Source organism: Streptomyces sp. NBC_01016, assembly GCF_026341035.1.
GTDB lineage: Bacteria > Actinomycetota > Actinomycetes > Streptomycetales > Streptomycetaceae > Streptomyces.
Window position 1 is genome coordinate 3,797,730 of sequence record NZ_JAPEOQ010000001.1, and the last position, 24,890, is coordinate 3,822,619.

At 71.3% G+C, this 24,890-nt stretch carries 19 protein-coding genes; 14 read left to right on the forward strand and 5 right to left on the reverse strand.

Translation table 11 applies throughout. The annotated features are described in order from the left end of the window. Nucleotides 1-180: 180 nt before the first annotated feature. On the reverse strand, nt 181-1,044 hold the full coding sequence (locus tag OG746_RS17175) for a LysR substrate-binding domain-containing protein (protein ID WP_266715489.1): 864 nt from the start codon (nt 1,042-1,044) through the stop codon (nt 181-183). Nucleotides 1,045-1,169: 125 nt separating this feature from the next. On the opposite strand from OG746_RS17175, the gene OG746_RS17180 reads away from it, so the two are divergent. Then, nucleotides 1,170-2,228 (forward strand): bile acid:sodium symporter family protein, encoded by a 1,059-nt coding sequence (locus tag OG746_RS17180; protein ID WP_266715490.1) that lies wholly within the window; start codon nt 1,170-1,172, stop codon nt 2,226-2,228. On the opposite strand, the gene OG746_RS17185 is transcribed toward OG746_RS17180, so the two are convergent. From OG746_RS17185 to fdhD, 4 genes are all read right to left on the reverse strand, one after another. Further along, nucleotides 2,158-3,411, reverse strand: a complete 1,254-nt coding sequence (locus tag OG746_RS17185; protein WP_266715491.1) for a DUF5005 domain-containing protein — start codon at nt 3,409-3,411, stop codon at nt 2,158-2,160. The two genes, OG746_RS17180 and OG746_RS17185, sit on opposite strands and share 71 nt — an antisense overlap. 114 nt (nt 3,412-3,525) lie before the next feature. Continuing rightward, nucleotides 3,526-5,370, reverse strand: a complete 1,845-nt coding sequence (locus tag OG746_RS17190) for an exo-alpha-sialidase (protein ID WP_266715492.1) — start codon at nt 5,368-5,370, stop codon at nt 3,526-3,528. 140 nt (nt 5,371-5,510) lie between these two features. Further along, on the reverse strand, nt 5,511-6,434 hold the full coding sequence (locus OG746_RS17195; RefSeq protein WP_266715493.1) for a quinone oxidoreductase family protein: 924 nt from the start codon (nt 6,432-6,434) through the stop codon (nt 5,511-5,513). Nucleotides 6,435-6,745: 311 nt separating this feature from the next. Next, a complete protein-coding gene (gene fdhD, locus OG746_RS17205) occupies nt 6,746-7,594 on the reverse strand; it encodes a formate dehydrogenase accessory sulfurtransferase FdhD (protein WP_266715494.1) in 849 nt (282 codons plus the stop codon). A 159-nt stretch (nt 7,595-7,753) separates the two neighbouring features. Here fdhD and OG746_RS17210 point away from each other — a divergent pair, with 159 nt between their 5' ends. The 13 genes from OG746_RS17210 to OG746_RS17265 all read left to right on the forward strand — a co-directional run bounded on the left by OG746_RS17210 (nt 7,754) and on the right by OG746_RS17265 (nt 24,837). Beyond that, a complete protein-coding gene (locus tag OG746_RS17210; RefSeq protein ID WP_266715495.1) occupies nt 7,754-9,106 on the forward strand; it encodes an L-lactate MFS transporter in 1,353 nt (450 codons plus the stop codon). After that, nucleotides 9,063-9,209, forward strand: a complete 147-nt coding sequence (locus tag OG746_RS45625) for an MFS transporter small subunit (protein WP_327660694.1) — start codon at nt 9,063-9,065, stop codon at nt 9,207-9,209. The genes OG746_RS17210 and OG746_RS45625 overlap by 44 nt, the downstream gene beginning before the upstream one ends. A 153-nt stretch (nt 9,210-9,362) precedes the next feature. Beyond that, nucleotides 9,363-10,310, forward strand: a complete 948-nt coding sequence (locus OG746_RS17215) for a beta-ketoacyl-ACP synthase III (RefSeq protein WP_266715496.1) — start codon at nt 9,363-9,365, stop codon at nt 10,308-10,310. A gap of 149 nt (nt 10,311-10,459) precedes the next feature. Beyond that, nucleotides 10,460-11,137 (forward strand): GntR family transcriptional regulator, encoded by a 678-nt coding sequence (locus OG746_RS17220; protein WP_266715497.1) that lies wholly within the window; start codon nt 10,460-10,462, stop codon nt 11,135-11,137. A 158-nt stretch (nt 11,138-11,295) separates the two neighbouring features. Then, nucleotides 11,296-13,047, forward strand: coding sequence for a serine/threonine-protein kinase (locus OG746_RS17225; protein WP_266715498.1), 1,752 nt, complete (start codon nt 11,296-11,298; stop codon nt 13,045-13,047). A gap of 364 nt (nt 13,048-13,411) precedes the next feature. Next, nucleotides 13,412-14,593 (forward strand): ROK family transcriptional regulator, encoded by a 1,182-nt coding sequence (locus OG746_RS17230; RefSeq protein WP_266715499.1) that lies wholly within the window; start codon nt 13,412-13,414, stop codon nt 14,591-14,593. A 185-nt stretch (nt 14,594-14,778) separates the two neighbouring features. Next, entirely contained in the window at nt 14,779-16,263 is a 1,485-nt protein-coding gene (locus tag OG746_RS17235; protein ID WP_266719009.1) for a sugar ABC transporter ATP-binding protein, read from the forward strand. Further along, nucleotides 16,260-17,339 (forward strand): ABC transporter permease, encoded by a 1,080-nt coding sequence (locus OG746_RS17240; protein WP_524540418.1) that lies wholly within the window; start codon nt 16,260-16,262, stop codon nt 17,337-17,339. The genes OG746_RS17235 and OG746_RS17240 overlap by 4 nt, the downstream gene beginning before the upstream one ends. A gap of 20 nt (nt 17,340-17,359) precedes the next feature. Then, complete coding sequence (locus OG746_RS17245; RefSeq protein ID WP_266715501.1) at nt 17,360-18,409, forward strand: substrate-binding domain-containing protein; 1,050 nt, start codon at nt 17,360-17,362, stop codon at nt 18,407-18,409. Between the two features lie 145 nt (nt 18,410-18,554). Then, complete coding sequence (locus OG746_RS17250) at nt 18,555-19,709, forward strand: Gfo/Idh/MocA family protein (protein WP_266719011.1); 1,155 nt, start codon at nt 18,555-18,557, stop codon at nt 19,707-19,709. Nucleotides 19,710-19,737: 28 nt separating this feature from the next. Continuing rightward, complete coding sequence (locus OG746_RS17255; RefSeq protein WP_266715502.1) at nt 19,738-20,736, forward strand: sugar phosphate isomerase/epimerase family protein; 999 nt, start codon at nt 19,738-19,740, stop codon at nt 20,734-20,736. A gap of 255 nt (nt 20,737-20,991) precedes the next feature. Then, nucleotides 20,992-23,436: a PQQ-dependent sugar dehydrogenase gene (locus OG746_RS17260; RefSeq protein WP_266715503.1), complete on the forward strand. Its 2,445-nt coding sequence runs from the start codon at nt 20,992-20,994 to the stop codon at nt 23,434-23,436. A 15-nt stretch (nt 23,437-23,451) separates the two neighbouring features. After that, the gene (locus OG746_RS17265; RefSeq protein ID WP_266715504.1) at nt 23,452-24,837 is read left to right on the forward strand and encodes a ThuA domain-containing protein; all 1,386 of its coding nucleotides are present in this window, start codon (nt 23,452-23,454) and stop codon (nt 24,835-24,837) included. Nucleotides 24,838-24,890: the final 53 nt, after the last annotated feature.

Here is a 24,890-nt window from a genome sequence, read left to right on the forward strand (position 1 = left end):
ACGCCACAGTAAGTTTCGGGAGCGTAATCTCCCGGCCCTCTTCACGGGCCTCCATTGGATCTATGCAAAGAGGTCACCGTCGACCGGCGTCCGAGTTTTTAGACGGAGTAGTCGGTTCCGGGGACGGTACCACTGCGACCAGCACGCACTTCGATGCGCCTGACACGCACTCCGGCACGCCTAACGCGCACTCCGATGCAGCCGGTCCCCGCCCGCCAGGACCGCCTGCGCGAGCGCCCGCGCGGGCTCGCTCTCGTCCCGGGCCGCGCTGCGCACCACGAAGTCGACCTCGCCCAGCTCCGGAAGTCCCACCCGGTCCGACACCCGCACGAGGCCCGGCGGAATGAGGCCGCGCGAGTGGGCCATCACGCCGAGCCCGGCCCGCGCCGCCGCGACGAGACCGTTCAGCGAGCCGCTCGTGCAGGCGATCCGCCACGCCCGTCCGTGCCGCTCCAGCGCCTCAAGGGCCAGGGCGCGCGAGATCCCCGGCGGCGGGTAGACGATCAGCGGGACGGGCCGGTCCTGGTCGATGCGGAGCCGCTCCGAGCCGATCCACACCAGCCGGTCGTGCCACACCGACTCGCCGCGCGGATCCTCGGGGCGCCGCTTCGCGAGCACCAGATCGAGCTTCCCCGCGTCCAGCTGGGCGTGCAGCGTCCCCGACAGCTCGACCGTCAACTCCAGGTCCACCTCGGGGTGTTCGGCCCGGAACGACTCCAGGATCTCGGGCAGCCGGGTCACCACGAAGTCCTCCGACGCGCCGAACCTGAGCCGGCCGCGCAGCCGCGTCCCCGTGAAGAACGACGCCGCCTGCTCGTGCACCTCCAGAATCCGCCGGGCGAATCCGAGCATCGCCTCCCCGTCCTCCGTCAGCTCCACGGAGTGCGTATCGCGCGTGAACAACGTGCGCCCGGTCGCGTCCTCCAGGCGCCGCACATGCTGGCTCACCGTCGATTGCCGCAGGCCGAGGCGGCGCGCGGCCTGAGTGAAGCTCAGCGTCTGTGCGACGGCGAGCAGGGTCCTGAGCTGTCCGGGGTCGTACATGCCACGAACCGTACCCCCGCTCATCACGCGACGCGATCACAGTCAGAGCGGTATGCAGGATTCCCGATCACGGCCCGGAGGTGGACGATGGAGAGGGCACGACCTGAACCGAGAGCAAGGATCCAATGAAACGCCTGACCTGGCCGAGCTGGATGCCGATCGACCCGTACATCCTGGCGTTGATCGCAACAGTGGGCCTCGCCGCACTGCTCCCGGCCCGAGGGGCCGCCGCCGACGTCGCATCCGGCGCCTCCACAGCAGCCGTCGCCTTCCTCTTCTTCCTCTACGGGGCGCGCCTGTCGACCCGTGAGGCGATGGACGGACTGCGCCACTGGCGGCTCCACGTCACCGTCCTCGCCTGTACGTTCATCGTGTTCCCGCTGCTCGGCCTCGCCGCCCGCGGTCTGGTCCCCGTACTGCTGCCGCAGAACCTCTTCGAGGGCCTCCTCTTCCTCACCCTCGTCCCGTCGACGATCCAGTCGTCGATCGCGTTCACCTCGATCGCGCGCGGCAACGTCCCGGCGGCGATCTGCGCGGGCTCCTTCTCGTCGCTCGCCGGCATCGTCCTCACGCCGCTGCTCGCGGCGGGGCTGCTCGGCAACAGCGGAGGCGGCTTCTCCGCCGACTCGCTCGTCAAGATCGTGCTGCAGCTCCTGGTGCCGTTCCTCGCGGGCCAGTTGCTGCGCCGCTGGGTCGGCGGTTTCATCGCCCGCCACAAGAAGATCCTCGGCTACGTCGACCGCGGCTCGATCCTGCTCGTCGTCTACACCGCGTTCAGCGAGGGCATGGTGCAGGGCATCTGGCACCAGGTCAGCGCGGTCCGCCTCGCCGGACTCCTGGTCGTGGAGGCGGTGCTGCTCGCGATCATGCTGGCGGTCACCTGGTACGGCGCGAAGGCACTCGGCTTCAACCGCGGCGACCGCGTCGCCATCCAGTTCGCGGGCTCGAAGAAGTCCCTCGCCTCGGGACTCCCCATGGCGAGCGTGCTGTTCGGCGCGCACGCCTCGCTCGCCGTGCTGCCGCTGATGCTCTTCCACCAGATGCAGCTGATGGTGTGCGCGGTCATCGCGAAGCGCCGCTCGAGGGACGCCGACGACACGGCTCCGCCGGAGGTCACCGCTCCCGCAGAGGGCCGAGTCGAAGAGACACGAACCGCGGTCGGTACAGCGACACGTTCCGGCTGAGCTCGGCCTGTGCGGCGGCGGGCGCGGCGTCCAGCCAGTTGACGTCATAGCTCAGGACGAGCCGGCCGCCGCCGCTCAGCGCCGGGTGCGCCTGCGGGTTGTACGCCGCCGTGCGCGAGGGCGTCGCACCGTCGCGGGCATCGCGGGCATCGCGGGGGAGCGGCGGCGTGAAGGCCTTCGCGGGGCCGTGCCAGGGCCCGGACGGCGAACAGGCCCAGTACGAGGTGACCTTCGTCAGCCCCTCCGCGCCCGCCGCCGTCGTGAACAGGACGTACGTGCCCGCGTCCCGCACCACCGTGAAGGCGGTGCCCACGCCGCGCTGTTTGCCGTCGCCCAGGACCGGCGCGGCGCGCGTGCCCCACCGCTCGCCGTCCCAGTACCGCCACGCCTCGGGGGAGCTGAACCGGCCGACCGGGACTCGCGCCACGTACGCGCGATGCACGGCCTTCTCCCCGTCGTCGGCCCCGAAGACGTACGTCCAGCCCTGGTGATCCACGGCCGTCGTCCCGTACAGCACGCGCCGCGCCGGATCCCCGACCTGCCGCTGGTCGAGGACCTGGGTGATGCCTTCGAGGCGTAGGTCCGGCAGCGACAGGGTGGCCACCTCGGTCGCGTTCGGCACCCCGTAGACGTACGGCCCCGCGCCCTTGGCCCGCGTCCACAGCAGCACCCGTACGACCTTCTCGCCACCGCTCTCCTCGACGCGCGCCGCGACCGGCCAGCGCCACTCGCCCGCGGCGGTGTCCGGGAACAGTGGCGCCGCGAGCGTCCGGTCCAGGCGTCCCGAGCGGTCCGTCACCACCGCGGAGTTACGGACGAAGGGCGCGTCGGCGGTCCGCCAGGGATGCGACTGCCCTGCCGGGTTCGGGGGCCGGTTCACGGCGCCCAGATACGTGTCGGAGAACAGCCACAGCAACCGCCCGTCCGGCAGCCGCACGGAGTGCGTGCCGTCGCCACCGGTCCAGTCGTCGACCCGCTCGGCGTCGTCGCCGTAGCGGGCGAACTCGCCGGTGAGCCGGGTGTCCGCGGACCACGAGGTGACACCACGGGGCCCGCAACGCTCGTCGCCCTCCCGGTCGGGGAGGGCGACGAGCGTGATCAGTATGAGGACGAGCGCGGCGAGCAGGGCGATCCACGGCCCCCGTCGGCTGCGCCGCGTCGACTCCCGCTCATGACCCCGCATGCGAGGCGACGTTAATGTGCGCGGTGCGGTTGGTCCACAATCAAGCCCGCCCTTCGAACGGGAGCCCGCAGGGTCCGGAGTGGAGCCCCGTCACGTGAACCTCGTGGTGCCGGCTCACGAACCGTCCGCGACGCCGGATCCGATCCGGTCCAGCGGCAGCCACAGCACGTCGTCCCCGCCGGAGGTGACCCGGACGTCGTCGATGGATCCGGTGAAGTACGCCCGGCTGTCCATGCGTTGGCCGATGTGGGCGCCGAACGGAGAGTTCCGGCTCACCGATCCGGGGACGTCGGCGGCTGCGGCGACCTGCGCGTCGTCGACGGAGAGGGTCAATCGTCCGTCCGCGCGCCGGAGTTGGATCCGGTGCCAGTTGCCGTCGTTGTACGCGGACGCGGACTGCACCGTCACTGTGCTGGGGGTCGCGGCCCCGTCCCGGGCGGTGATCAGGCCGGTGATCCGGTCGGCGGCGGGCTCGGCGCGCAGGGTCACCTGGGGCTGCGAGGCCCCGGTGCCGCCCAGTGAGAGCAGTGGCTGCTCACCGCTCGTCGCGCTGTAGCGGAACCACAGGGAGACGCTGAACTCCCTTGTGCCCAGGCGTAGTCGGTCGCTGTAGAGGCGGACCGCGTCGTCCGTGCCGTCGAAGGAGAGTGCCCGCCCGGTAGGCCCGTCGGTTGCGGTGGGGCCGCCGAGCACGGCCGCGTCGCGCGCCCCCGGCGCCCGGTCGTCCGTCGTCGGGTCGGGGCCGCGCCGGTCCTTCAGCCAGTCGAGCGTGAACCGGGCGAAGCGGATCTCGTCGCGGGCGTCCACGGCCCCGCCCTCGTACAGCAGCCCCACGTGCCCGCGGTCGGCCTGCACCAGGTCCGAGTAGCCCGACCAGTCCGTGGTCACGACGGTGCCCCGGTCGAAGCTCTCCCAGGTGCGTCCGCCGTCGTACGAGGAGCGGATCATCATGGTCCGCCGCCGGTCGGGGTCGCCGGGGCAGGCGAGCAGCAGCCGGTCGCCGTCCTTGCCCACGGGCAGGGTCGAGCCCTGGACCTGTGGCGCGTAGAGGTCCGGGAGCGCCGCGAACGGGCGGGCGAAGGAGTCGCCGCCGTCCCGGCTGACGGCCTGCGTGCGGTGTCCGAGGTCGCTGCCGTCCTGCTCGCGCCCGCTGACGTGGACCGTGCCGTCGGGCAGCTCGGCGAGCGCCATCTCGGAGGGCTTCTGCCGGAACGTGCTGTCGTCGGCGATCGGCCAGGAGTCCTTCGCCCCGACCCGCCAGTGGTCGCCGCCGTCGTCGCTGACCATGAGGGCGGCGTGGTTCGCCGAGACTCGACTGCCGTTCCACGTCTCGGCGTTGACGGCGAAGACGAGGCGGCCGCAGTGGTGTCCCCGCGTCAGCTGGATGCCGTGCGAGGGGCCGGTCGCGTACCAGGAGTTGAAGTCGTCGGGCAGCAGCTCGTCGCTCAGGTCGCGCGGCGTCGACCATGTGCGGCCGTCGTCGTCGCTGTGCTGCATGTGCGGGGTCCGGTCGCACGGCACGTCGCAGTTCTTGCCGTCCGTGCGGCCCGTGTTGTACGTCTCCGCCAGCAGGACGCGGCCGGTCCTGCGGTCCACGATCGGCGAGGGGTTGCCATGGGTGTCGCCCGCGCCCTCGTTGACGACCTGGAGCGGCGACCAGGTGCGGCCGCCGTCCTCCGACCGCTTGACGACGATGTCGATGTCGCCCGCGTCGGAGCAGTCGTTCCTGCGCCCCTCGGCGAAGGCGAGGAGGGTGCCGCGCACCGTCTTCACGACGGACGGGATCCGGTAGCAGGCGTACCCGGGATCCTGTCCCGGCTTGAACAACACCTGCTGTTCGAAGGGAGGTTGGGGCTTCGGCGCCGCCTGCGCGGAGGCCTGTGCCGGGAGTGCGGCGGCGACCGCGAGCGCCGCCACCACCAGGGATCTCGGACCAGTACGGACGGATCTTCTGTGCATGGCGCGGCCCACCCTTCGGGTCGTCCGGAGAACCGGACATCCGACGTCCAATGTCCAACGTCCAACATGTGCGGCACAGACGCTACTTGGGCGTCCCGGGCCCCACAAGGACCGCGACAGTGCGCGACAGCGACCGCACGTCAGGGGACGAGTACGACCTTCCCGAGGTTGGCCCGACCCTCGATCACGGCATGGGCCCGCGCCGCGTCCTCCAGCGCGAACTCCCCGTGAACCACCGGCTTCAGAGCGCCCGTCAGAAACAGCTCCCACAGCTCCGTACGCCACCGCTCGTACGTCTGCGGCCGTCCCCGCGCGATGAGCGCCATCTGGAAGCCGATCACCGACTTCGCGCCCACCAGCAGGTCGTACGCCTCCACGGTGCCGCCGCCCGAGCTGTACGCCACGAGCCGGCCGTGCGGCGCGAGCGCGGCCACGGCCGGCTTCAGCAGCGCGCCGCCGACCGCGTCGAGCACATAGTCGACGGGCTCGCCCCAGGACCCGGCGTCGTACGTCACCACGTCGTCGGCCCCGAGCGTGCGCACGAAGTCGGCCTTGCCGGCGTCGGAGACCGCGGCCACGACCCGCCGCGCGCCCCTCAACCCGGCCAGCTGCAGGGCGAGATGGCCCGCCCCGCTCGCCGCCGCGGTCACCAGCGCGGAATCGCCCGGCTCGGGACGCGCCGCGTGCAGCGCCCCGTACGCGACGAGCCCGCTGCGCACGAGCGCCACCGCGTCGACCGCGCTCGCGCCGTCCGGCACCGGCGAGGCCATCGCGGTGTGCAGCAGCGCGTAGTCGGCGTAGCCGTGGCCGAAGACGAGACCAGTGACCCGGTCCCCGGTCGCGTATCCGGTCACGCCCTCGCCGAGCGCGACCACCTCGCCCGCGATCTCGCCGCCGAGCGCGATCGGCTCGGGCGCCTCGCGGACCTTGCGGACGACGGGCAGCGTGACCCCGACCGCCTCGGCGCGCACGAGGAGTTCGCCGGGGCCCGGCGCGGGGACGGGCGCCTCCTCCAGGAACAGGACCTCGGGCCCGCCGCTGTGCTCGTACCGGACACGACGCATGGACGTGACCACCTCCGCGTACTGTCGGATGTCGTTGGGCCGCTCGGTCGGGCTGCCGCGTGTCGGGCTCGACCCCAAGGCCGCAGGGACCGGCGCAAGAACGCGGTCACGATCACGGCCGAGGGCGTCCGCCTCGTCGACACCTGCGCGGCAGCGGCGCGCGCCGCGAACGCCGAGCTCCTCGCCCCGCTTTCGGCACGGGAGCGGGATCGGTTCATGGACATGCTGCGGAGAGTGTCGGGCGTGCCCGCCGCAGAGGACGGAAAAGCGGAGGACCACCGAAACGCGGAGGACTGAAAGGGGCCGCCGGGTCAGCCGTGTGCGACCGCCGTCTCCAGGGCGATCCGCTCCTCACCTGCGTACACGTTCATGGAACTGCCCCGCAGGAAGCCGACCAGGGTCAGGCCCGTCTCGGCCGCGAGGTCCACCGCGAGGGACGAGGGTGCCGACACCGCCGCGAGCATGGGGATGCCCGCCATCACCGCCTTCTGCGCCAGCTCGAACGAGGCGCGGCCCGAGACCATCAGGATCGAGCGGGACAGCGGCAGCTCCCCGTTCTGCAGGGCCCGGCCGACGAGCTTGTCGACCGCGTTGTGCCGCCCCACGTCCTCCCGGATGTCGACGAGTCGACCTTCCTCGTCGAAGAGCGCCGCCGCGTGCAGCCCCCCGGTCCGGTCGAAGACGCGCTGGGCCTCACGCAGCCGGTCGGGGAGCGAGGCGAGCAGCTCGGGTGTGATCCGGACCGGGGGAGTGTCGGCGATCGGGAACCGGGCCGTGGTGCGCACCGCGTCGAGGCTCGCCTTGCCGCACAGTCCGCACGACGAGGTCGTGTAGACGTTGCGCTCCAGGGTGATGTCGGGCAGCTCGACGCCCGGCGTGGTCCGCACGTCGACCACGTTGTACGTATTGCTGCCGTCCTCCGTGGCGCCCGCGCAGTACACGATGTTCTGCAGGTCGTCGGCGGTGCCCAGGACGCCCTCGCTGACCAGGAAGCCGGCCGCGAGCGGGAAGTCGTCGCCGGGGGTGCGCATGGTGATGGCGAGCGGCTTGCCGTTCAGCCGGATCTCCAGCGGTTCCTCGGCGACCAGGGTGTCGGGTCGCGTGGAGACGTGCCCGTCCCGTATCCGGATCACCTTGCGTCGTTCCGTGACTCGTCCCATGGCACCCATTCTCCTGCACCGGTGGCACGCGGTCGTCGCCGACCTCCGTCCCCGGCGCGACGGGATATTGCCTACAGTATGGAAGCGGTCGGGTTCGTCGACAAGGGGGAGGCCGAAAGGGCTTCCCAACTCCCTTGTCACTCCCTTACGTTCGGGATCATGAGGCCCCCCGTCGCGCCGGCCGGCTGGAGCCGCTGGCTCGTTCCCCCCGCCGCGCTCTCCGTCCATCTCTCCATCGGCCAGGCCTACGCCTGGAGCGTCTTCAAACCGCCCCTGGAGTCGGCGCTGGGGCTGAGCGGCACGCAGAGCGCGCTGCCGTTCCAACTCGCCATCGTGATGCTCGGCCTGTCGGCCGCCTTCGGCGGCACGCTCGTCGAGCGCAACGGGCCGCGCTGGGCGATGACCGTCGCGCTCGTCTGCTTCTCCTCCGGCTTCCTGATCTCCTCGCTGGGCGCCGCCACCGAGCAGTACTGGCTGATCGTGTTCGGCTACGGCTTCGTCGGCGGCATCGGCCTCGGCATCGGTTACATCTCGCCGGTCTCCACGCTGATCAAGTGGTTCCCCGACCGGCCCGGCATGGCCACCGGCATCGCGATCATGGGCTTCGGCGGCGGCGCGCTCATCGCGTCCCCGTGGAGCGCCCAGATGCTGGAGTCCTTCGGCGCGGACAACGACGGCATCGCGTTCGCGTTCCTCGTCCACGGGCTCGCGTACGCGGTGTTCATGACGCTCGGCGTGCTGCTCATCCGGGTGCCTCGGCCGCAAGTCCAGCAGGGTGGGCGCAGCGAAGAGGCCGTCGTGAGCGGCCCGCAGGTCTCCGCGAAACAGGCGATCCGCACGCCCCAGTTCTGGTGCCTGTGGGTCGTCCTGACCATGAACGTGACCGCGGGCATCGGCATCCTGGAGAAGGCCGCGCCGATGATCACGGACTTCTTCTCCGACACCAGCACCCCGGTGTCCGTCTCCGCGGCCGCGGGCTTCGTGGCGCTGCTCTCCGCGGCGAACATGGCGGGCCGCATCGGCTGGTCCTCCACCTCCGACCTGATCGGCCGCAAGAACATCTACCGCGTCTACCTCGGCGTGGGCGCCCTGATGTACCTGTTCATCGTCCTGTGGGGCGACTCGTCGAAGCCCCTCTTCGTGCTGTGCGCCCTCGTGATCCTCTCCTTCTACGGAGGCGGCTTCGCGACGATCCCCGCGTACCTGAAGGACCTCTTCGGCACGTACCAGGTCGGCGCCATCCACGGCCGGCTGCTCACCGCCTGGTCCACCGCGGGCGTCCTCGGCCCGCTCATCGTCAACCGGGTCGCCGACAGCCAGGAGAGCGCGGGCAAGCACGGCGCCGGTCTGTACGGCCTCTCGCTCATGATCATGATCGGCCTGCTGGTCGTCGGCTTCGTCGCCAATGAACTGGTACGTCCCGTGCACGCCCGCCACCACGTAGTCCCCGCCCCCAGGGAGCCCGCAGATGACATCGACACCGCCGCCGGAGACCGCAAGGAGCGCGCCTGAGCGGCGCGGACTGATCGCCTTTGCCTGGCTGTGGGTCGGGCTGCCGCTCGCGTACGGAGTGTACGAACTGGTGCAAAAAGCCACACAGCTGTTCACCGGGTGAATCTCCGTGACCGGCCCGGCGGCTCCATCGGAACTCTCCGCGACTCCAGCAGAACTCTCCAAGTGAAACGGCACTTTCCTGTCACTGGCCGCATCCGGTTACTCGTGAGTCGCTGACCAGACTGGAGGATCCGCAGCTCACGAGGGGGCCTCCATGGTCGGTTCGCGCATTGTCGGCATCGGGCACCACCAGCCCGCCAAAATCCTCACCAACGGGGAACTGGCGGGCATGGTCGACACCAATGACGAGTGGATCCGCAGTCGCGTCGGCATCCGCACCCGGCACATCGCGGGCCCCGACGAACCGGTCGACGAGCTCGCCGCGCACGCCGCCGCCAAGGCGCTGGCCGCGGCGGGCCTGGCCGCGGACGAGATCGACCTGGTCGTCGTCGCGACCTCCACGGCCGTGGACCGCTCGCCGAACATGGCGGCCCGCGTCGCCCACCGCCTGGGCGTCCCGTCACCGGCCGCGCTCGACCTGAACGTGGTGTGCGCGGGCTTCACGCACGCCCTCGCCACCGCCGACCACACGCTGCGCGCCGGGGCCGCGACGCGCGCCCTGGTCATCGGCGCCGACAAGATGTCCGCCGTCACCGACTGGACGGACCGCTCGACGTGCGTCCTGGTCGGGGACGGGGCGGGCGCCGTGGTCGTCGAGCCCTGCGCCGAGGGCGAGGAGCCGGGGATCGGCCCGGTCCTGTGGGGCTCGGTCCCCGAGATGGGCGACGCCGTACGCATCGAGGGCGAGCCCGCCCGCTTCGCCCAGGAGGGCCAGTCCGTCTACCGCTGGGCCACCCGCTCGCTGCCGCCACTGGCCCGCGAGGCCTGCGCGAAGGCGGGACTCGCCCCGGCGGACCTCGCCGCGGTCGTCCTCCACCAGGCCAACCTGCGCATCATCGAGCCCCTCGCGGAGAAGATCGGCGCCGTCAACGCGGTCATCGCCCGGGACGTCGTCGACTCCGGCAACACCTCGGCCGCGAGCGTGCCGATCGCCCTCTCGAAGCTCGTCGAGCGCGGCGAACTGGTCAGCGGGGCGCCCGCGTTGCTCTTCGGCTTCGGCGGCAACCTCTCGTACGCGGGCCAGGTGATCCGCTGCCCGTGACCCGCTCGCGTACATCCGGCATGCAGAGTGTGACGAGGTCAACTTGCCCTAGCCGTGGCGATTGCGCTCGGTAAACTGTATTCCAAAGCCAATCCGGCAATCGTCGGAGCCGGCCTGCCGGATGTTCGAAGCCCAGGAGGGGGACCGCGATGTTGTCCACAGGACTGCCGCAGGGGGCGGTGCCCAAGCTGGAGCGCCCCGGACCGCTGCGCGAGCGGGTCTACGAGGCGCTGCTCGAACTGATCACGACGCGGGCGCTGCAGCCCGGCCAGCACCTGGTCGAGAGCGAACTCGCCGGTCACCTCGGGGTCTCCCGCCAGCCGGTGCGCGAGGCGCTGCAGCGGCTGAACACCGAGGGCTGGGTGGACCTGCGCCCCGCGCAGGGCGCGTTCGTGCACGAGCCGACCGAGGAGGAGGCCGACCAACTCCTCAGTGTCCGTACGCTGTTGGAGGCCGAGGCCGCCCGGCTCGCGGCGGCCAACGCGGGCAAGACCGGCATCGGCGAGCTCGAGGCGCTCTGCGCCAAGGGCGAGCAGGCCGTCGCCGACGGGGACGTGGATCTGGTCGTCGCCACCAACGCGGAGTTCCACGCCAAGGTCATGGAACTCGCGGGCAATGTGGTCCTCGGCGAACTCGCGGGCCAGGTCGACCGCCGCGTCCGCTGGTACTACCAGCCCGTCGCCCGGCAGCGCGGCGAGCAGTCCTGGATCGAGCACCGCCAGCTGATCGCCGCGATCTCCGCGCGCGACGAGGCGAAGGCCACGGCGGTGATGCGGACGCACACCGAGCACACCCGCGAGACGTACCACCACCGCGACGAGGCCTGACTCCCTGGAGACGTATCACCACCCCGACGAGGCCTGACAGCGGCGGCAGTTCGCCGTTCCCGGTGATCCGGCCCCAACCCACCTGCGTCTAGGCTGCTCGCGGGGACCGTGGGTCAGGGGGCCGGCGGCATGGGGTGAAGGCGTGGGGGCCAGTACCGGTGGACGGCGTGCACGAAGTGTTCCAGCCGCTGCGGGCGGACGATCCGGTGACGGTGGGCGGATACCGCCTGGCGGCCCGGCTCGGCGCGGGCGGCATGGGCCGGGTCTATCTGTCGCACACCAGGGGAGGCCGGCCGGTCGCCCTGAAGGTGGTGCGACCCGAACTGGCCGACGATCCCGCGTTCCGGCGGCGGTTCGCCCGGGAGATCAAGGCGGCCCGGCGGGTACGGGGCGCCTACACCGCCGAGCTGATCGACGCCGACGCAGAGGCGGCACCGCCCTGGCTGGCCACGCTCTACGTGCCCGGCCCGTCCCTCGCGGCGGCGGTGGCCCGACACGGACCGCTCCCGGTGCCCGCGGTGCTGTGGCTGATGGCCGCGGTGGCCGAGGCGTTGCAGGCCATCCACGGCGTGGGCATCGTGCACCGGGACCTCAAGCCGTCGAACGTCCTGCTCGCCGCGGACGGGCCGCGGGTCATCGACTTCGGCATCTCCGTCGCCGCCGACCTGACGTCGAGCACGGTCACCGGATCCGCCGTCGGCACGCCCCAGTTCATGGCGCCGGAGCAGGCCGTGGCGGGACAAGTGGGCCCGGCGACCGATGTGTTCGCGCTGGGGCAGACCGCGGCGTTCGCGGCTCTCGGCGCGCCGCTGTACGGGGAGGGCCAGTCGGTCGGCGTGCTCTACCGGATCGTGCACGAGAGACCCGATCTCTCCGTGCTGCCCGAGGAGTTGCGGCCGATCCTCGACCGCTGCCTCCAGGCACGGCCCGAGCACCGGGCCACGCCGGAGGAGCTCGTCGCGTGGTGCCGGCGGAGCCTGGGCGGCGGCGCGAGCCCCGCGGTGTGGCGGGAGTTCGCCGGGTCGAACGCCCCGGTCCCGGCGCCGCCGCTGGCCACCGTGCCGGACCCGGCGGCCGACGCCGCCACTGTCCGGGCGGTTGACGCCGTCACCGTCCCGGCGACCGTGGCGGAGCCGGGCGCCCTTACGTTGCCGCACCCCGCGCAGGTGTTCGCCCCGCCGCCCGAGCGGCCCGTGACGCCACAAGAGCGGCGCGCCCGGCGGCGCAGGACCGCGCTCGTCACCGCCGCGGTGACCGCGGGCGTGGCCCTGGCGGCAGGCCTCGCATGGGTCGTCACCGACGGCATGGGTGGGACCCGGGACCGGGGCGCCGCCGGGGCGGGAGTGACCGCCTCGGGCACTGCGGACACGTCGGGTACATCGGGCGGGGAATCGGCCGAGGGGGCAGGCCGCCCGTCCGCGTCGGCCGCGGCGGAGTCCGCGCAGGGCGTCGGCGCCGATGAGCAGAAGGCGGCGGGGGACGGGACCGCGGGGCCTTCGGGGGACGCCGATGGGACGCCGCGGGCCGAGGCCTACGCCCAACGTTGGCTGGACGAGAAGTACTCGCTCAGCACCCGGGACCCGGACGCGCGCAAGACCGGCGGCAAGGGCGACATCCGCTTCGTCTGCAAACAGGTCGGCTGCGCACTGGAGAGCGACACCAGCGTCTTCACACTCCTCTACGACAAGCCGGGCGCCGACCACGACACCTGCAGCCTCGCCGTCACCGGCCAGAAGAGCCACCGACTGCCGCTGGCCGCAGCCGCGGGCGGCAGCGAGATCTGCGTCAGGAACTCCGCCGGGGACATCGCTCTGCTCGTTGTGCAGACGAAGTCGACCGCCCTGTGGGACAAGCCGGGCATCAGCTTCCTCACCGCCGACATGACGCTGTGGCGGGCGCCGAAGGCGTGACCGGGCGGCGAGAGCGTGACCGGGCGGCGAGAGCGTGACCGGGCGCCGAGGGTGTGATCGGACGCCGAGGGCGTGATCGGGCGCCGAGGGCGTGATCGGGCGCCGAGGGTGTGATCGGGCGCCGAGGGTGTGATCGGGCGCCGAGGGCGTGATCGGGCGCCGAGGGCGTGATCGGGCGCCGAGGGCATAACCGGGCGGCGCAGCGGGCTTTGTCCTGCGGCCGGAGAAAGTCAGGGGCAATTCCCGCGCAACTTCTTCCCGCGCCGGGTGGGCGCTGCTACGTTCCCCATCGAAAGACGAACGCGAGCGCACGGCACCACCACCCGAAGAGGCCCGAAGCGGCGGGGAGGGGCACGTGAGACGCATGACGGCTCGACCCGCCAACGCGCACCAGGCGCGACTGCTGCGACTGCTGCGCGACGAAGGTCCCAACTCCCGCGCCCAGCTGGGCGATCAGGTGGAACTGTCGCGGTCGCGGCTCGCCGTGGAGGTGGACCGGCTCCTGGAGACCGGACTCGTGGTCGCCGACGGACTCGCCGCCTCGCGCGGCGGCCGCCGCTCCCACAACGTCCGGCTCGCCCCCTCGCTCCGCTTCCTCGGCGTGGACATCGGCGCGACCTCGGTCGACGTCGCCGTCACCAACGCCGAGCTGGAGATCCTCGGCCACATCGCCCAGCCCATGGACGTACGCGAGGGCCCGGTCGCGGTCTTCGAACAAGTCCTCGCCATGGCAGCCAAGTTGAAGGCGTCCGGGCTCGCCGAGGGCTTCGACGGCGCGGGCATCGGCGTGCCGGGTCCCGTGCGGTTCCCCGAGGGTGTCCCCGTCGCACCGCCGATCATGCCCGGCTGGGACGGCTTCCCGGTCCGCGAGGCGCTCAGCCAGGAACTGGGCTGCCCCGTCATGGTCGACAACGACGTGAACCTGATGGCGATGGGGGAGCAGCACGCGGGCGTCGCCCGGCAGGCCCGCGACTTCCTCTGCGTCAAGATCGGCACCGGCATCGGCTGCGGCATCGTCGTCGGCGGCGAGGTCCACCGAGGCACCACAGGGTCGGCCGGCGACATCGGGCACATCCGCGTCGAGCAGGACGGCCGGCAGTGCGCCTGCGGCAACAAGGGCTGCCTGGAAGCACACTTCAGCGGCGCCGCGCTCGCGCGTGACGCGGAGGCCGCCGCCCGAGAGGGGCGCTCCCCGGAGCTCGCCGCCCGTCTGGAGAGCGCGGGCCGGCTCGACGCCGCCGATGTCGCCGCGGCCGCCGCGGCCGGCGACGCCACCTGCCTCGACCTGATCCGTGAGGGCGGCAACCGCACCGGGCAGGTCATTGCGTCCCTCGTCAGCTTCTTCAACCCGGGGCTCGTCGTCATCGGCGGCGGTGTCACCGGACTCGGCCACACCTTGCTGGCCGCCCTGCGCACCCAGGTCTACCGTCAGTCGCTCCCCCTGGCGACCGGCAACCTCCCCATCGTTCTAGGGGAGTTGGGGCCCACCGCCGGAGTGACCGGCGGCGCCCGACTGATCAGCGATCACCTGTTCTCACCCGCGTAAGCCCAGCTCTTCCACGCTGCTCCACGCACACCCTGTTCCTTGCACACCCTGTTCACCTTGTTCCACGCACACCCTGTACGGCGCTCAGCCCCGCCCTGCCCTTTTTGCCCTGAAACCGGTCCGCACCCGCCCCGAGGGGAACCGTCATGGGACCCGATACGGCCTCCGCACCACCGCTGCTCACCATGTCCGGCATCACCAAGTCGTTCCCCGGCGTGCGCGCCCTGGACGGCGTCGACCTGGAGGTCCAGGCCGGGGAGGTGCACTGTCTGCTCGGCCAGAACGGCGCCGGGAAATCGACGCTGATCAAGGTCCTCGCCGGGGCGCACCAGCCCGACGACGGCGTCATCACCTGGCACGGCGACCAGGTCGCGCTGCGCTCGCCGATCGCCGCGATGCGCCTCGGCATCGCCACCATCTACCAGGAACTCGACCTGGTGGAGGCCCTGTCCGTGGCCGAGAACGTGTTCCTCGGGCACGAGCCGACCGCCGGCGGATTCGTCGTGCGCGGACGCGCGGCCCGCACCGAGACGGCCGCGCTGCTCCGGCGGCTCGGCCACCCGGAGATCGACCCCGAACGCCTCGTCGGCGACCTGTCCGCCGCCCACCAGCAGATCGTCTCCATGGCCCGCGCGCTCTCCCACGACGTACGGCTCATGGTCATGGACGAGCCGTCCGCGGCGCTCGACCCCGACGAGGTCGAGAACCTCTTCAGGATCGTCGGCGACCTGACCGCCGAGGGCGTCGCCGTCGTCTACATCTCCCACCGCCTGGAGGAGATCCGCCGCATCGGCGACCGCGTCACCGTCCTCAAGGACGGCCGCGCCGTGGCCGTGGGACTGCCCGCCGAGCAGACCCCGACCCGCGACATCATCTCCCTGATGACGGGCCGCAACGTCGAGTACGTTTTCCCGGACCGGCCCAACAGCGGGCCGCACACGGACCCCGTCCTGAAGGTCCAAGGCCTCACCCGTGACGGGGAGTTCGCGCCGTTCGACCTCGACATCCGCCCCGGCGAGATCGTCGGCCTCGCCGGACTCGTGGGCTCCGGGCGCTCCGAGATCCTGGAGACGATCTACGGAGCCCGTAAACCGACGGCCGGTCAGATCCAGGTCGGCGGAAGGGCGTTGCGTACCGGAAGTGTCCGCGCCGCCGTCCGGGCCGGACTCGGGCTCGCCCCTGAGGAACGCAAGGCGCAGGCCCTGCTGATGCTCGAATCGGTCACCCGCAACGTGTCCGTCTCCTCCATGTCCCGCTTCTCGTACGGGGGTTGGATGGACCGGGGTCGGGAGCGCGAGGCCGCCCGCGGCGCCACCCGCGAACTGTCCCTGAGCCCCGCGGACCCATCCGTACTGGTGCGCACACTCTCCGGTGGCAACCAGCAGAAGGCCGTGCTCGCCCGCTGGCTGCTGCGCGGCTGCCGGGTGCTGCTGCTCGACGAGCCGACCCGCGGCGTCGACGTCGGCGCCCGCGCCGAGCTGTACGCCGTGATCCGCCGCCTCGCCGACGAGGGGCTCGCCGTGCTCCTCGTCTCCAGCGAGGTCCCCGAGGTGCTCGGTCTCGCCGACCGGGTCCTGGTCCTCAGGGAGGGCCGGGTGATCCACGAGTCCCCGGCCACCGACCTGGACGAACACGCGGTCCTCGACCTGGTCATCGAGGGCGCGCGATGAGCCCCACCGGGCCCACGCCGCCCACCCAGCCCGCACTGCCGGCACTGTCGAAGGGAGAGGGCGCCGTGTCACAGCCCGCATCCACCACAAGTCCAGCGGCCCCCAAGTCGGACCCCGCCGCGAAACACCCCCGCGTCCTGCGTCTGGACGTCCGTACGCTCTCGCTCCTCGGCGTCCTCGCCGCCCTGGTCGTGATCGGCGGCATCACCCAGCCGGACTCCTTCCTGGACACGGACAACCTCCAACTCGTCCTCACCCAGGCCTCCGTCATCGGTGTCGTCACCGTCGGCATGACCTTTGTGATCATCTCCGGCGGGATCGACCTCTCCGTCGGCGCGATCGTCGCCCTCGCCGGTGTCTGGTCCACCACCGTGGCCACCCAGGAGTACGGCTTCGCCGGCGTCCTGTTCACGGCGATCCTCGTCGGCGTCGGCTGCGGCCTCGTCAACGGGGTGCTGATCGCGTACGGCGGCATGGTCCCGTTCATCGCCACGCTCGCGATGCTCGCCTCGGGCCGTGGCCTCGCCCTCCAGATCACCGACGGCAAGACCCAAATGGTCACCGTGCCAGGGGTGTTGAAGCTCGGCGAGCGCGACTCGTACGTCCTCGGGATCCCGCCGCTCGTGATGGTGTTCGTCGCGGTCACCGTGATCGGCTGGCTGGTCCTCAACCGGACCACCTTCGGCCGCCGCACCGTCGCCGTCGGCGGCAACGCGGAGGCCGCCCGCCTCGCCGGTATCGACGTGCGCCGCCAGCGCCTCTATCTGTATCTGCTCTCCGGCCTGTGCTGCGGCATCGCGGCCTTCCTGCTGATCGTGCTCTCCGGCTCCGGCCAGAACACCAACGGCAACCTCTACGAACTCGACGCCATCGCCGCCGCCATCATCGGCGGCACCCTGCTCACCGGCGGCCGAGGCACCATCGTCGGCTCCGTCCTCGGCGTCCTGATCTTCACCACGATCCAGAACATCTTCGCGCTGAACAACCTGCAGAGCGACGTCCAGCAGATCGCCAAGGGCGCCATCATCGTCGTGGCGGTCCTGGTGCAGCGGCGCACGGCCAGCACTTCCCATTGAAACGCGGAAAGGGACACGCCATGCCAGAGACAACGAGCCGCCGGGGACTGATCTTCGGCGCGGCCGCGGCCGTCACCGCGGGCGGACTGCTCACCGCCTGCACCAGCAACGAGCCAAGTGACAAGAGCGACGACAAGAAGACCGACGACCAGCCGGTCGCCGACGACAAGAAGGGCAAGCAGGTCACCATCGGCTTCGCGGGGCCGCAGGCCGACCACGGCTGGCTCAACGCCATCAACGACAACGCCAAGGAACGCGCCAAGAAGTACGCGGACGTCACCCTGGAGACCACCGAGGGCTCCAATGACACGGCCGCGCAGATCGGCCAGGTCGAGACCCTCATCAACAAGAAGGTCGACGTCCTCGTCGTGCTGCCCGCCGACGGCAAGGCGCTGACCCAGGTGGGCCTGAAGGCGATGCGCGCCGGCATCCCCGTCGTGAACCTGGACCGCATCTTCAACACCCCGCAGGCGTACCGGTGTTGGATCGGCGGCGACAACTACGGCATGGGCCTGAGCGCCGGTCACTACATCGGCGAGCAGCTCAAGGACAAGAAGAACGCGAAGGTCGTCGAGCTCGCCGGGCTCGACAACCTCGAACTCACCAAACAGCGCACCGAGGGCTTCGACGCCGCCCTGAAGAACTACCCCAACATCAAGAAGGTGGCCCGGCAGGCCGCCGAGTTCACGGTCGAGTCGGGGCAGGCCAAGATGGCCCAACTCCTGCAGGCGCAGAAGAACTTCGACGCCCTGTGGAACCACGACGACGACCAGGGTGTCGGCGCCCTGCGCGCCATCAAGCAGGCAGGGCGCGACGACTTCCTGATGGTCGGCGGCGCGGGTGCGCTCTCCGCGTTCGAGGAGATCAAGCAGGACCGGGGCGTGCTGAAGGCCACCGTCCTGTACCCGCCGACCATGGCCGCCTCCGCGATCGACCTGGCCCGCGCGCTCGGCCAGGGCAAGGGCATCAGTGGCATGGCCGAGTTCGAGATTCCCGCCCACCTGACCCTGTACTCGGCCGTCGTCGACAAGAAGAACGTCGACCAGTACATGCCCACCGGCTTCAAGTGAGCCCCGCCCGTACGACCGGAGTGGCAGGGAACACCGCGCGGACGAGGAGGACTTCTGCATGGCAAGCACGGGCAGCACGGGCGGCACGGACGCGAACGGGGAGCCGGGCGACGGGAACGACGGACGGCCCGTCCTGGGTGTCGGCATGGTCGGGTACGCCTTCATGGGCGCCGCCCACTCACAGGGCTGGCGCACCGTGGGCCACGTCTTCGACCTGCCGCTCACGCCCCGACTCGCCGCGATCTGCGGCCGCGACGCCTCGGGGGTGCGCGCCGCGGCCGCCCGGCTCGGCTGGGCCGCCGCCGAGACCGACTGGCGGGCGCTGATCGCCCGGGACGACGTCGACCTGGTCGACATCTGCACCCCCGGCGACAGCCACGCCGAGATCGCCGTCGCCGCCCTGGAGGCCGGCAAGCACGTGCTGTGCGAGAAGCCGCTCGCCAACTCGGTTGAGGAGGCGGAGGTGATGGCGGAAGCCGCCGAACGGGCCGCCACCAACGGCCAGTTGGCGATGGTCGGCTTCAATTATCGACGCGTCCCGGCCATCGCGCTCGCCCGCCGCATGGTCGCCGACGGGCGCATCGGCACCCTGCGCCACGTCCGCGCCCACTACCTCCAGGACTGGCTCGCCGACCCGGCGTTCCCGCTCACCTGGCGGCTGCAGAAACCGCACGCGGGCTCCGGCGCGCTCGGCGACCTCGGAGCGCACGCCGTGGACCTCGCCCAGTACCTCGCGGGCGAGCTCGTGACCGGCGTCTCCGCGCTCACCGAGACCTTCGTCCGCGAACGCCCGCTCCTGGACGGGGCGTCCTCCGGCCTCTCCGGGGCCGGGGGCGGCGACGCCGGCACCGGGCCCGTCACCGTCGACGACGCGGCCCTGTTCACCGGCCGGTTCGCTTCCGGCGCCCTCGCCTCCTTCGAGGCCACCCGGTTCGCGACCGGCCGCAAGAACGCGCTGACCATCGAACTCAACGGCTCCCACGGCTCGTTGGCCTTCGACCTGGAACGCCTCAACGAACTGTCCTTCCACGACCACACCGAACCCGCCGAACGCGCCGGCTTCCGGCGGATCCTCGCCACCGAGCCGGGACACCCCTACCTGGAGGCCTGGTGGCCGCCGGGACACGGCCTCGGCTACGAGCACACGTTCACCCACCAGGCCCGCGATCTCGTCACCGCCATCGCCGAAGGGGCCCAGCCCCGGCCGTCGTTCGCCGACGGGCTCCAGGTGCAGCGCGTCCTCGCCGCGGTCGAGGAGAGCGCGGCCAAGAACTCCGTCTACACCCCGATCCCGGCCTGAGAGCCCCCGACCCGAGAGGAGCACATCCATGCCCCGCCCGTTCACCCTCTTCACCGGTCAGTGGGCCGACCTGCCGCTCGAAGACGTGTGCCGCATCGCCCGCGACGCCGGCTACGACGGACTCGAACTCGCCTGCTGGGGCGACCACTTCGAGGTCGACAAGGCCCTCGATGACCCCGATTACGTCAAGGGACGCCACGCCCTGCTCGACAAGTACGGCCTCAAGTGCTGGGCCATCTCCAACCACCTGGTCGGCCAGGCCGTCTGCGACGCCATCATCGACGAGCGCCACGAGGCGATCCTGCCCGCCCGCATCTGGGGGCACGGCGAGGCCGAGGGCGTCCGCCAGCGGGCCGCCGCCGAGATCAAGGACACCGCCCGCGCGGCCGCAGCCTTCGGCGTCGACACCGTCATCGGCTTCACCGGATCGGCGATCTGGCATCTCGTCGCCATGTTCCCGCCCGCGCCCGAGTCGATGATCGAGCGCGGCTACGAGGACTTCGCCGAACGCTGGAACCCCATCCTCGACGTGTTCGACGCCGAGGGCGTCCGCTTCGCCCACGAGGTCCACCCGAGCGAGATCGCGTACGACTACTGGACAACGCACCGCGCCCTGGAGGCAGTCGACCACCGCCGGGCCTTCGGCCTGAACTTCGACCCCTCCCACTTCGTGTGGCAGGACCTCGACCCGGTCGGCTTCCTCTACGACTTCCGCGACCGCATTCTCCACGTCGACTGCAAGGAGGCCCGCAAGCGCCTCGACGGCCGCAACGGCCGCCTCGGCTCCCACCTCCCGTGGGGAGACCCCCGCCGCGGCTGGGACTTCGTGTCCGCCGGGCACGGGGACGTCCCCTGGGAGGACGTGTTCCGCATGCTGCGCTCCATCGACTACTCCGGGCCGATCTCGGTGGAGTGGGAGGACGCGGGCATGGACCGCCTCCAGGGCGCCCCCGAGGCGCTGACCCGCCTGAAGGCGTTCGACTACGAGCCGCCCACGGCGTCCTTCGACGCCGCGTTCAACAGCTGAGGCGGAGGCCGCGGCCGCGCGACCCGGTCCGATGGTCGCGCGGCCGGTCCGGCACGCCCGAAACCGGCTTTGTCCTGAAGTAGGAAAAAGCTCAACTCTTAGCCGTACAAGGTCTGTTCGAGCCGGACAAACGCAGCTAGCGTCCTCCCTCGAACGTACGCACGGCACACACAAGGCACTCACGGCACAGATCCCTCCGGGGCGACGGCGCGCCCCGGCGTATCGCACGACCCGCCCCTCTGTCCGGAGGAACCCGTGCACAGGAAACGCCTGAGAACGCGCAACGCACTCGCCCTGCTCACCGGCACCCTGCTCGCCGCGGCCTCGCTCACCTTCTCGGCGGCCGCGGCACCAGCGCCCGCCGACGAGAAGATCGCGGCCGAGGACTTCCAGCAGGTCACCCTCGCCAAGGGCGCGGAGGAGGTCGGCGAGCCGATGTCGCTGGCCGTCCTGCCGGACCGCAAGGTCCTGCACACCTCGCGCGACGGCGTGCTGCGCCTGACCGACGAGAACGGCACCACCAAGGTCGCCGGCAAACTCGACGTCTACACCCACGACGAAGAGGGCCTCCAGGGCGTCGGCGTCGACCCGAACTTCAGCGAGAACCGCGCGATCTATCTCTACTACGCGCCCCCGCTGAACACCCCGGCGGGCGACGCCCCCAACGACGGCACCGCCGCCGACTTCGCCCCCTTCGACGGCTACAACCGGCTCTCGCGGTTCACGCTCGACACCGACGGCACGCTGAACAAGGACTCGGAGAAGAAGGTCCTCGACGTCGCGACCTCGCGCGGCATCTGCTGCCACGTCGGCGGCGACATCGACTTCGACAAGGACGGCAACCTGTACCTGTCGACGGGCGACGACTCCAACCCGTTCGCCTCCGACGGCTACTCGCCCATCGACGAGCGCGGCACCCGCAACCCGGCCTACGACGCCCAGCGTTCGGCAGGCAACACCAACGACCTGCGCGGCAAGATCCTCCGCGTCAAGGTCGCGGCCGACGGCTCGTACACCGTCCCCGACGGCAACCTGTTCGCGCCCGGCACCGACAAGACGCGCCCCGAGATCTACGCGATGGGCTTCCGCAATCCGTTCCGGATGAGCGTCGACAAGCCCACCGGCACCGTCTACGTCGGCGACTACGGGCCCGACGCGGGCACCGCCGACCCGGGCCGCGGCCCCGCGGGCCAGGTCGAGTTCGCCCGCGTGACGAAGGCGGGGAACTTCGGCTGGCCGTACTGCACCGGCAACAACGACGCCTACGTGGACTACGACTTCGCGACGAGCACCTCCGGTGCGAAGTTCGACTGCGCGGCGCCGAAGAACACCTCGCCGCACAACACCGGCCTCACCGACCTGCCGCCCGCGCAGACCGCGTGGATCCCGTACGACGGCGGCTCCCTCCCGGAGTTCGGCTCCGGCTCCGAGTCCCCGATGGCCGGCCCCGTCTACCGCTACGACGCCGCCAACACCTCCCCGGTGAAGTTCCCCGAGGCGTACGACGGCGACTTCTTCGCCGGCGAGTTCGGCCGGCAGTGGATCAAGCGCATCGAGCAGGACGGCGACGGCAAGGTCACCTCGATCAACCCGTTCCCCTGGACCGGCACCCAGGTGATGGACATGGCCTTCGGCCCCGACGGCGCGCTGTACGTCCTCGACTACGGCCTCTCCTGGTTCGGCGGCGACGAGAACTCCGCCCTGTACCGCATCGAGAACGCCACCGAAGGACACTCGCCGACCATCGACGCCAAGGCCGACAAGACGTCCGGCCAGGCGCCCCTGAAGGCGCGGTTCACCTCCACGGCCTCGGACGCCGACGGTGACGCGCTCACGTACTCCTGGAACTTCGGCGACGGCACCACGGGCACCGGCGCCTCGCCCAGCCACACCTACAAGAAGAACGGCACGTACACCGCGACCGTGACCGCCAAGGACTCCACCGGCCGCACCGGCAGCGCCGACGTGCACCTCGTCGTCGGCAACACCGCGCCCAAGGTGACCCTGCAACTGCCCGCCGACGGCCAGCTGTTCACCTTCGGCGACAAGGTCCCCTTCAAGGTGAAGGTCACCGACCCCGAGGACGGGGCCATCGACTGCGCCAAGGTCAAGGTCACCCACATCCTCGGCCACGACAGCCACGGCCACCCGATCACCTCGGCCACCGGCTGCTCCGGCACCATCCAGACCAGCGCCGACAGTGAGCACGACCCGAACGCCAACGTCTTCGGTGTCTTCGACGCCGAGTACACCGACAAGGGCGCCAACGGCCAGCCGGCGCTGACCACGCACGACCAGCACGTCACCCAGCAGAAGCACCGCCAGGCCGAGCACTACGGCGACTCCAAGGGTGTGTCGGTCGTCAGCCACGACACGGCCAACGGCGGCAAGGCCGTCGGCACCATCGACAACGGCGACTGGATCTCCTTCAAGCCCTACGCGATCGGGAACGCCAAGTCCCTGAAGGCGCGCGTCGCCTCGGCCGGGGCCGGCGGCACCCTCGAGATCCGCACCGGCTCGGCGACCGGCAAGGTCATCGGCAAGGCCAAGGTCGCACCGACCGGCTCGTGGGAGACGTACACCGACGTCACCACCGCCATCAGCTATCCGCCCACCAAGAGCACCACGCTCTACCTGGTCTTCAAGGGCTCGGGCGGCTCCCTGTTCGAGATCGACGACTTCACCTTCACCACGAGCTGAGAGGAGCAGGACAGCATGCGCACCTCTGTACGCATCGGCCTCGCGACGGCCGCTGCCGCCCTGCTCATCGGCGGCCTCACCGCCCCGGCCACCTCGGCGCCCCAGGGCGCCGAGGTGGCCGGGGCCCGGGACCGGGTCCTGGTGTTCTCCAAGACCGCCGGGTTCCGGCACGACTCCATCCCCGAAGGCATCGCGGCCCTGAAGGAACTCGGCGCCGCCGACCGCCTCGCCGTCGACACCACCGAGGACGCGACCGCCTTCACCCCGGCCAACCTCGCCCGGTACAAGGCCGTCGTCTTCCTCTCCACCACCGGCGACGTGCTCGACGCCACCCAACAGAAGGCGTTCGAGGGCTACGTCGCCAAGGGCGGCGGCTACCTGGGCGTGCACGCCGCCGCCGACACCGAGTACAACTGGAGCTACTACGGCGGCCTCGTCGGCGCCTGGTTCCAGGGGCATCCGGCGATCCAGCCGGCCACCGTCCGCGTCGAGGACCACCACCATCCGGCGACCCGCGGCCTGCCGGACGCCTGGCAGCGCACCGACGAGTGGTACAACTACCGCTCCAACCCGCGCGACAAGGACCGGCCTGTTCATGTACTCGCCTCGCTCGACGAGACGACCTATACAGGGGGCACCATGAACGGCGATCACCCGATCGCCTGGTGCCAGAACTACGGCGGCGGCCGCGCCTTCTACACCGGCCTCGGACACACCAAGGAGTCCTACGCCGACCCCGCGTTCCGCGGCCATCTGCGCGGCGGCCTGCAGTACGCCACCGGGAAGGTCGCGGCCAACTGCCGCCCGAACACCGGCTACCGGAACATCTTCAACGGCGAGACGCTCGACGGCTGGAAACAGGCGGGGCCCGGCGGCTTCACCGTGGATTCCACGAACGGGACCCTCAACTCCCAAGGCGGCATGGGCCTGCTCTGGTACCAGGCCAAGCAGCTGAGGTCGTACTCCCTGAAGCTCGACTGGAAGATGACCGGCGACGACAACTCCGGTGTCTTCGTGGGCTTCCCGGCCTCCGACGACCCCTGGTCGGCCGTGGACAAGGGCTACGAGATCCAGATCGACGCCACCGACGCACCCGACCGCACCACCGGCGCGATCTACTCCTTCCAGTCCGCCGACCTCGCGGCCCGCGACAAGGCCCTGAAGCCGCCGGGGCAGTGGAACTCGTACGAGATCAAGGTGCGGGGAGAGCGCCTCCAGGTGTTCCTCAACGGAGTCGAGGTCAACGACTTCACCAACAAGGACCCCGAGCGGAGCCTGACCGACGGCTACATCGGTCTGCAGAACCACGGCGACTCCGACCAGGTGTCCTTCCGCAAGGTCCGCCTGAAGGAACTCAACCCCACGTCCGACGCGGGCGCACTGCCCGGCGCGGGCGACTAGGACGGCGGCGGGCGAGGGACGCCGGACCCCCGCCCGCCGCCTTGCCCTGCCGG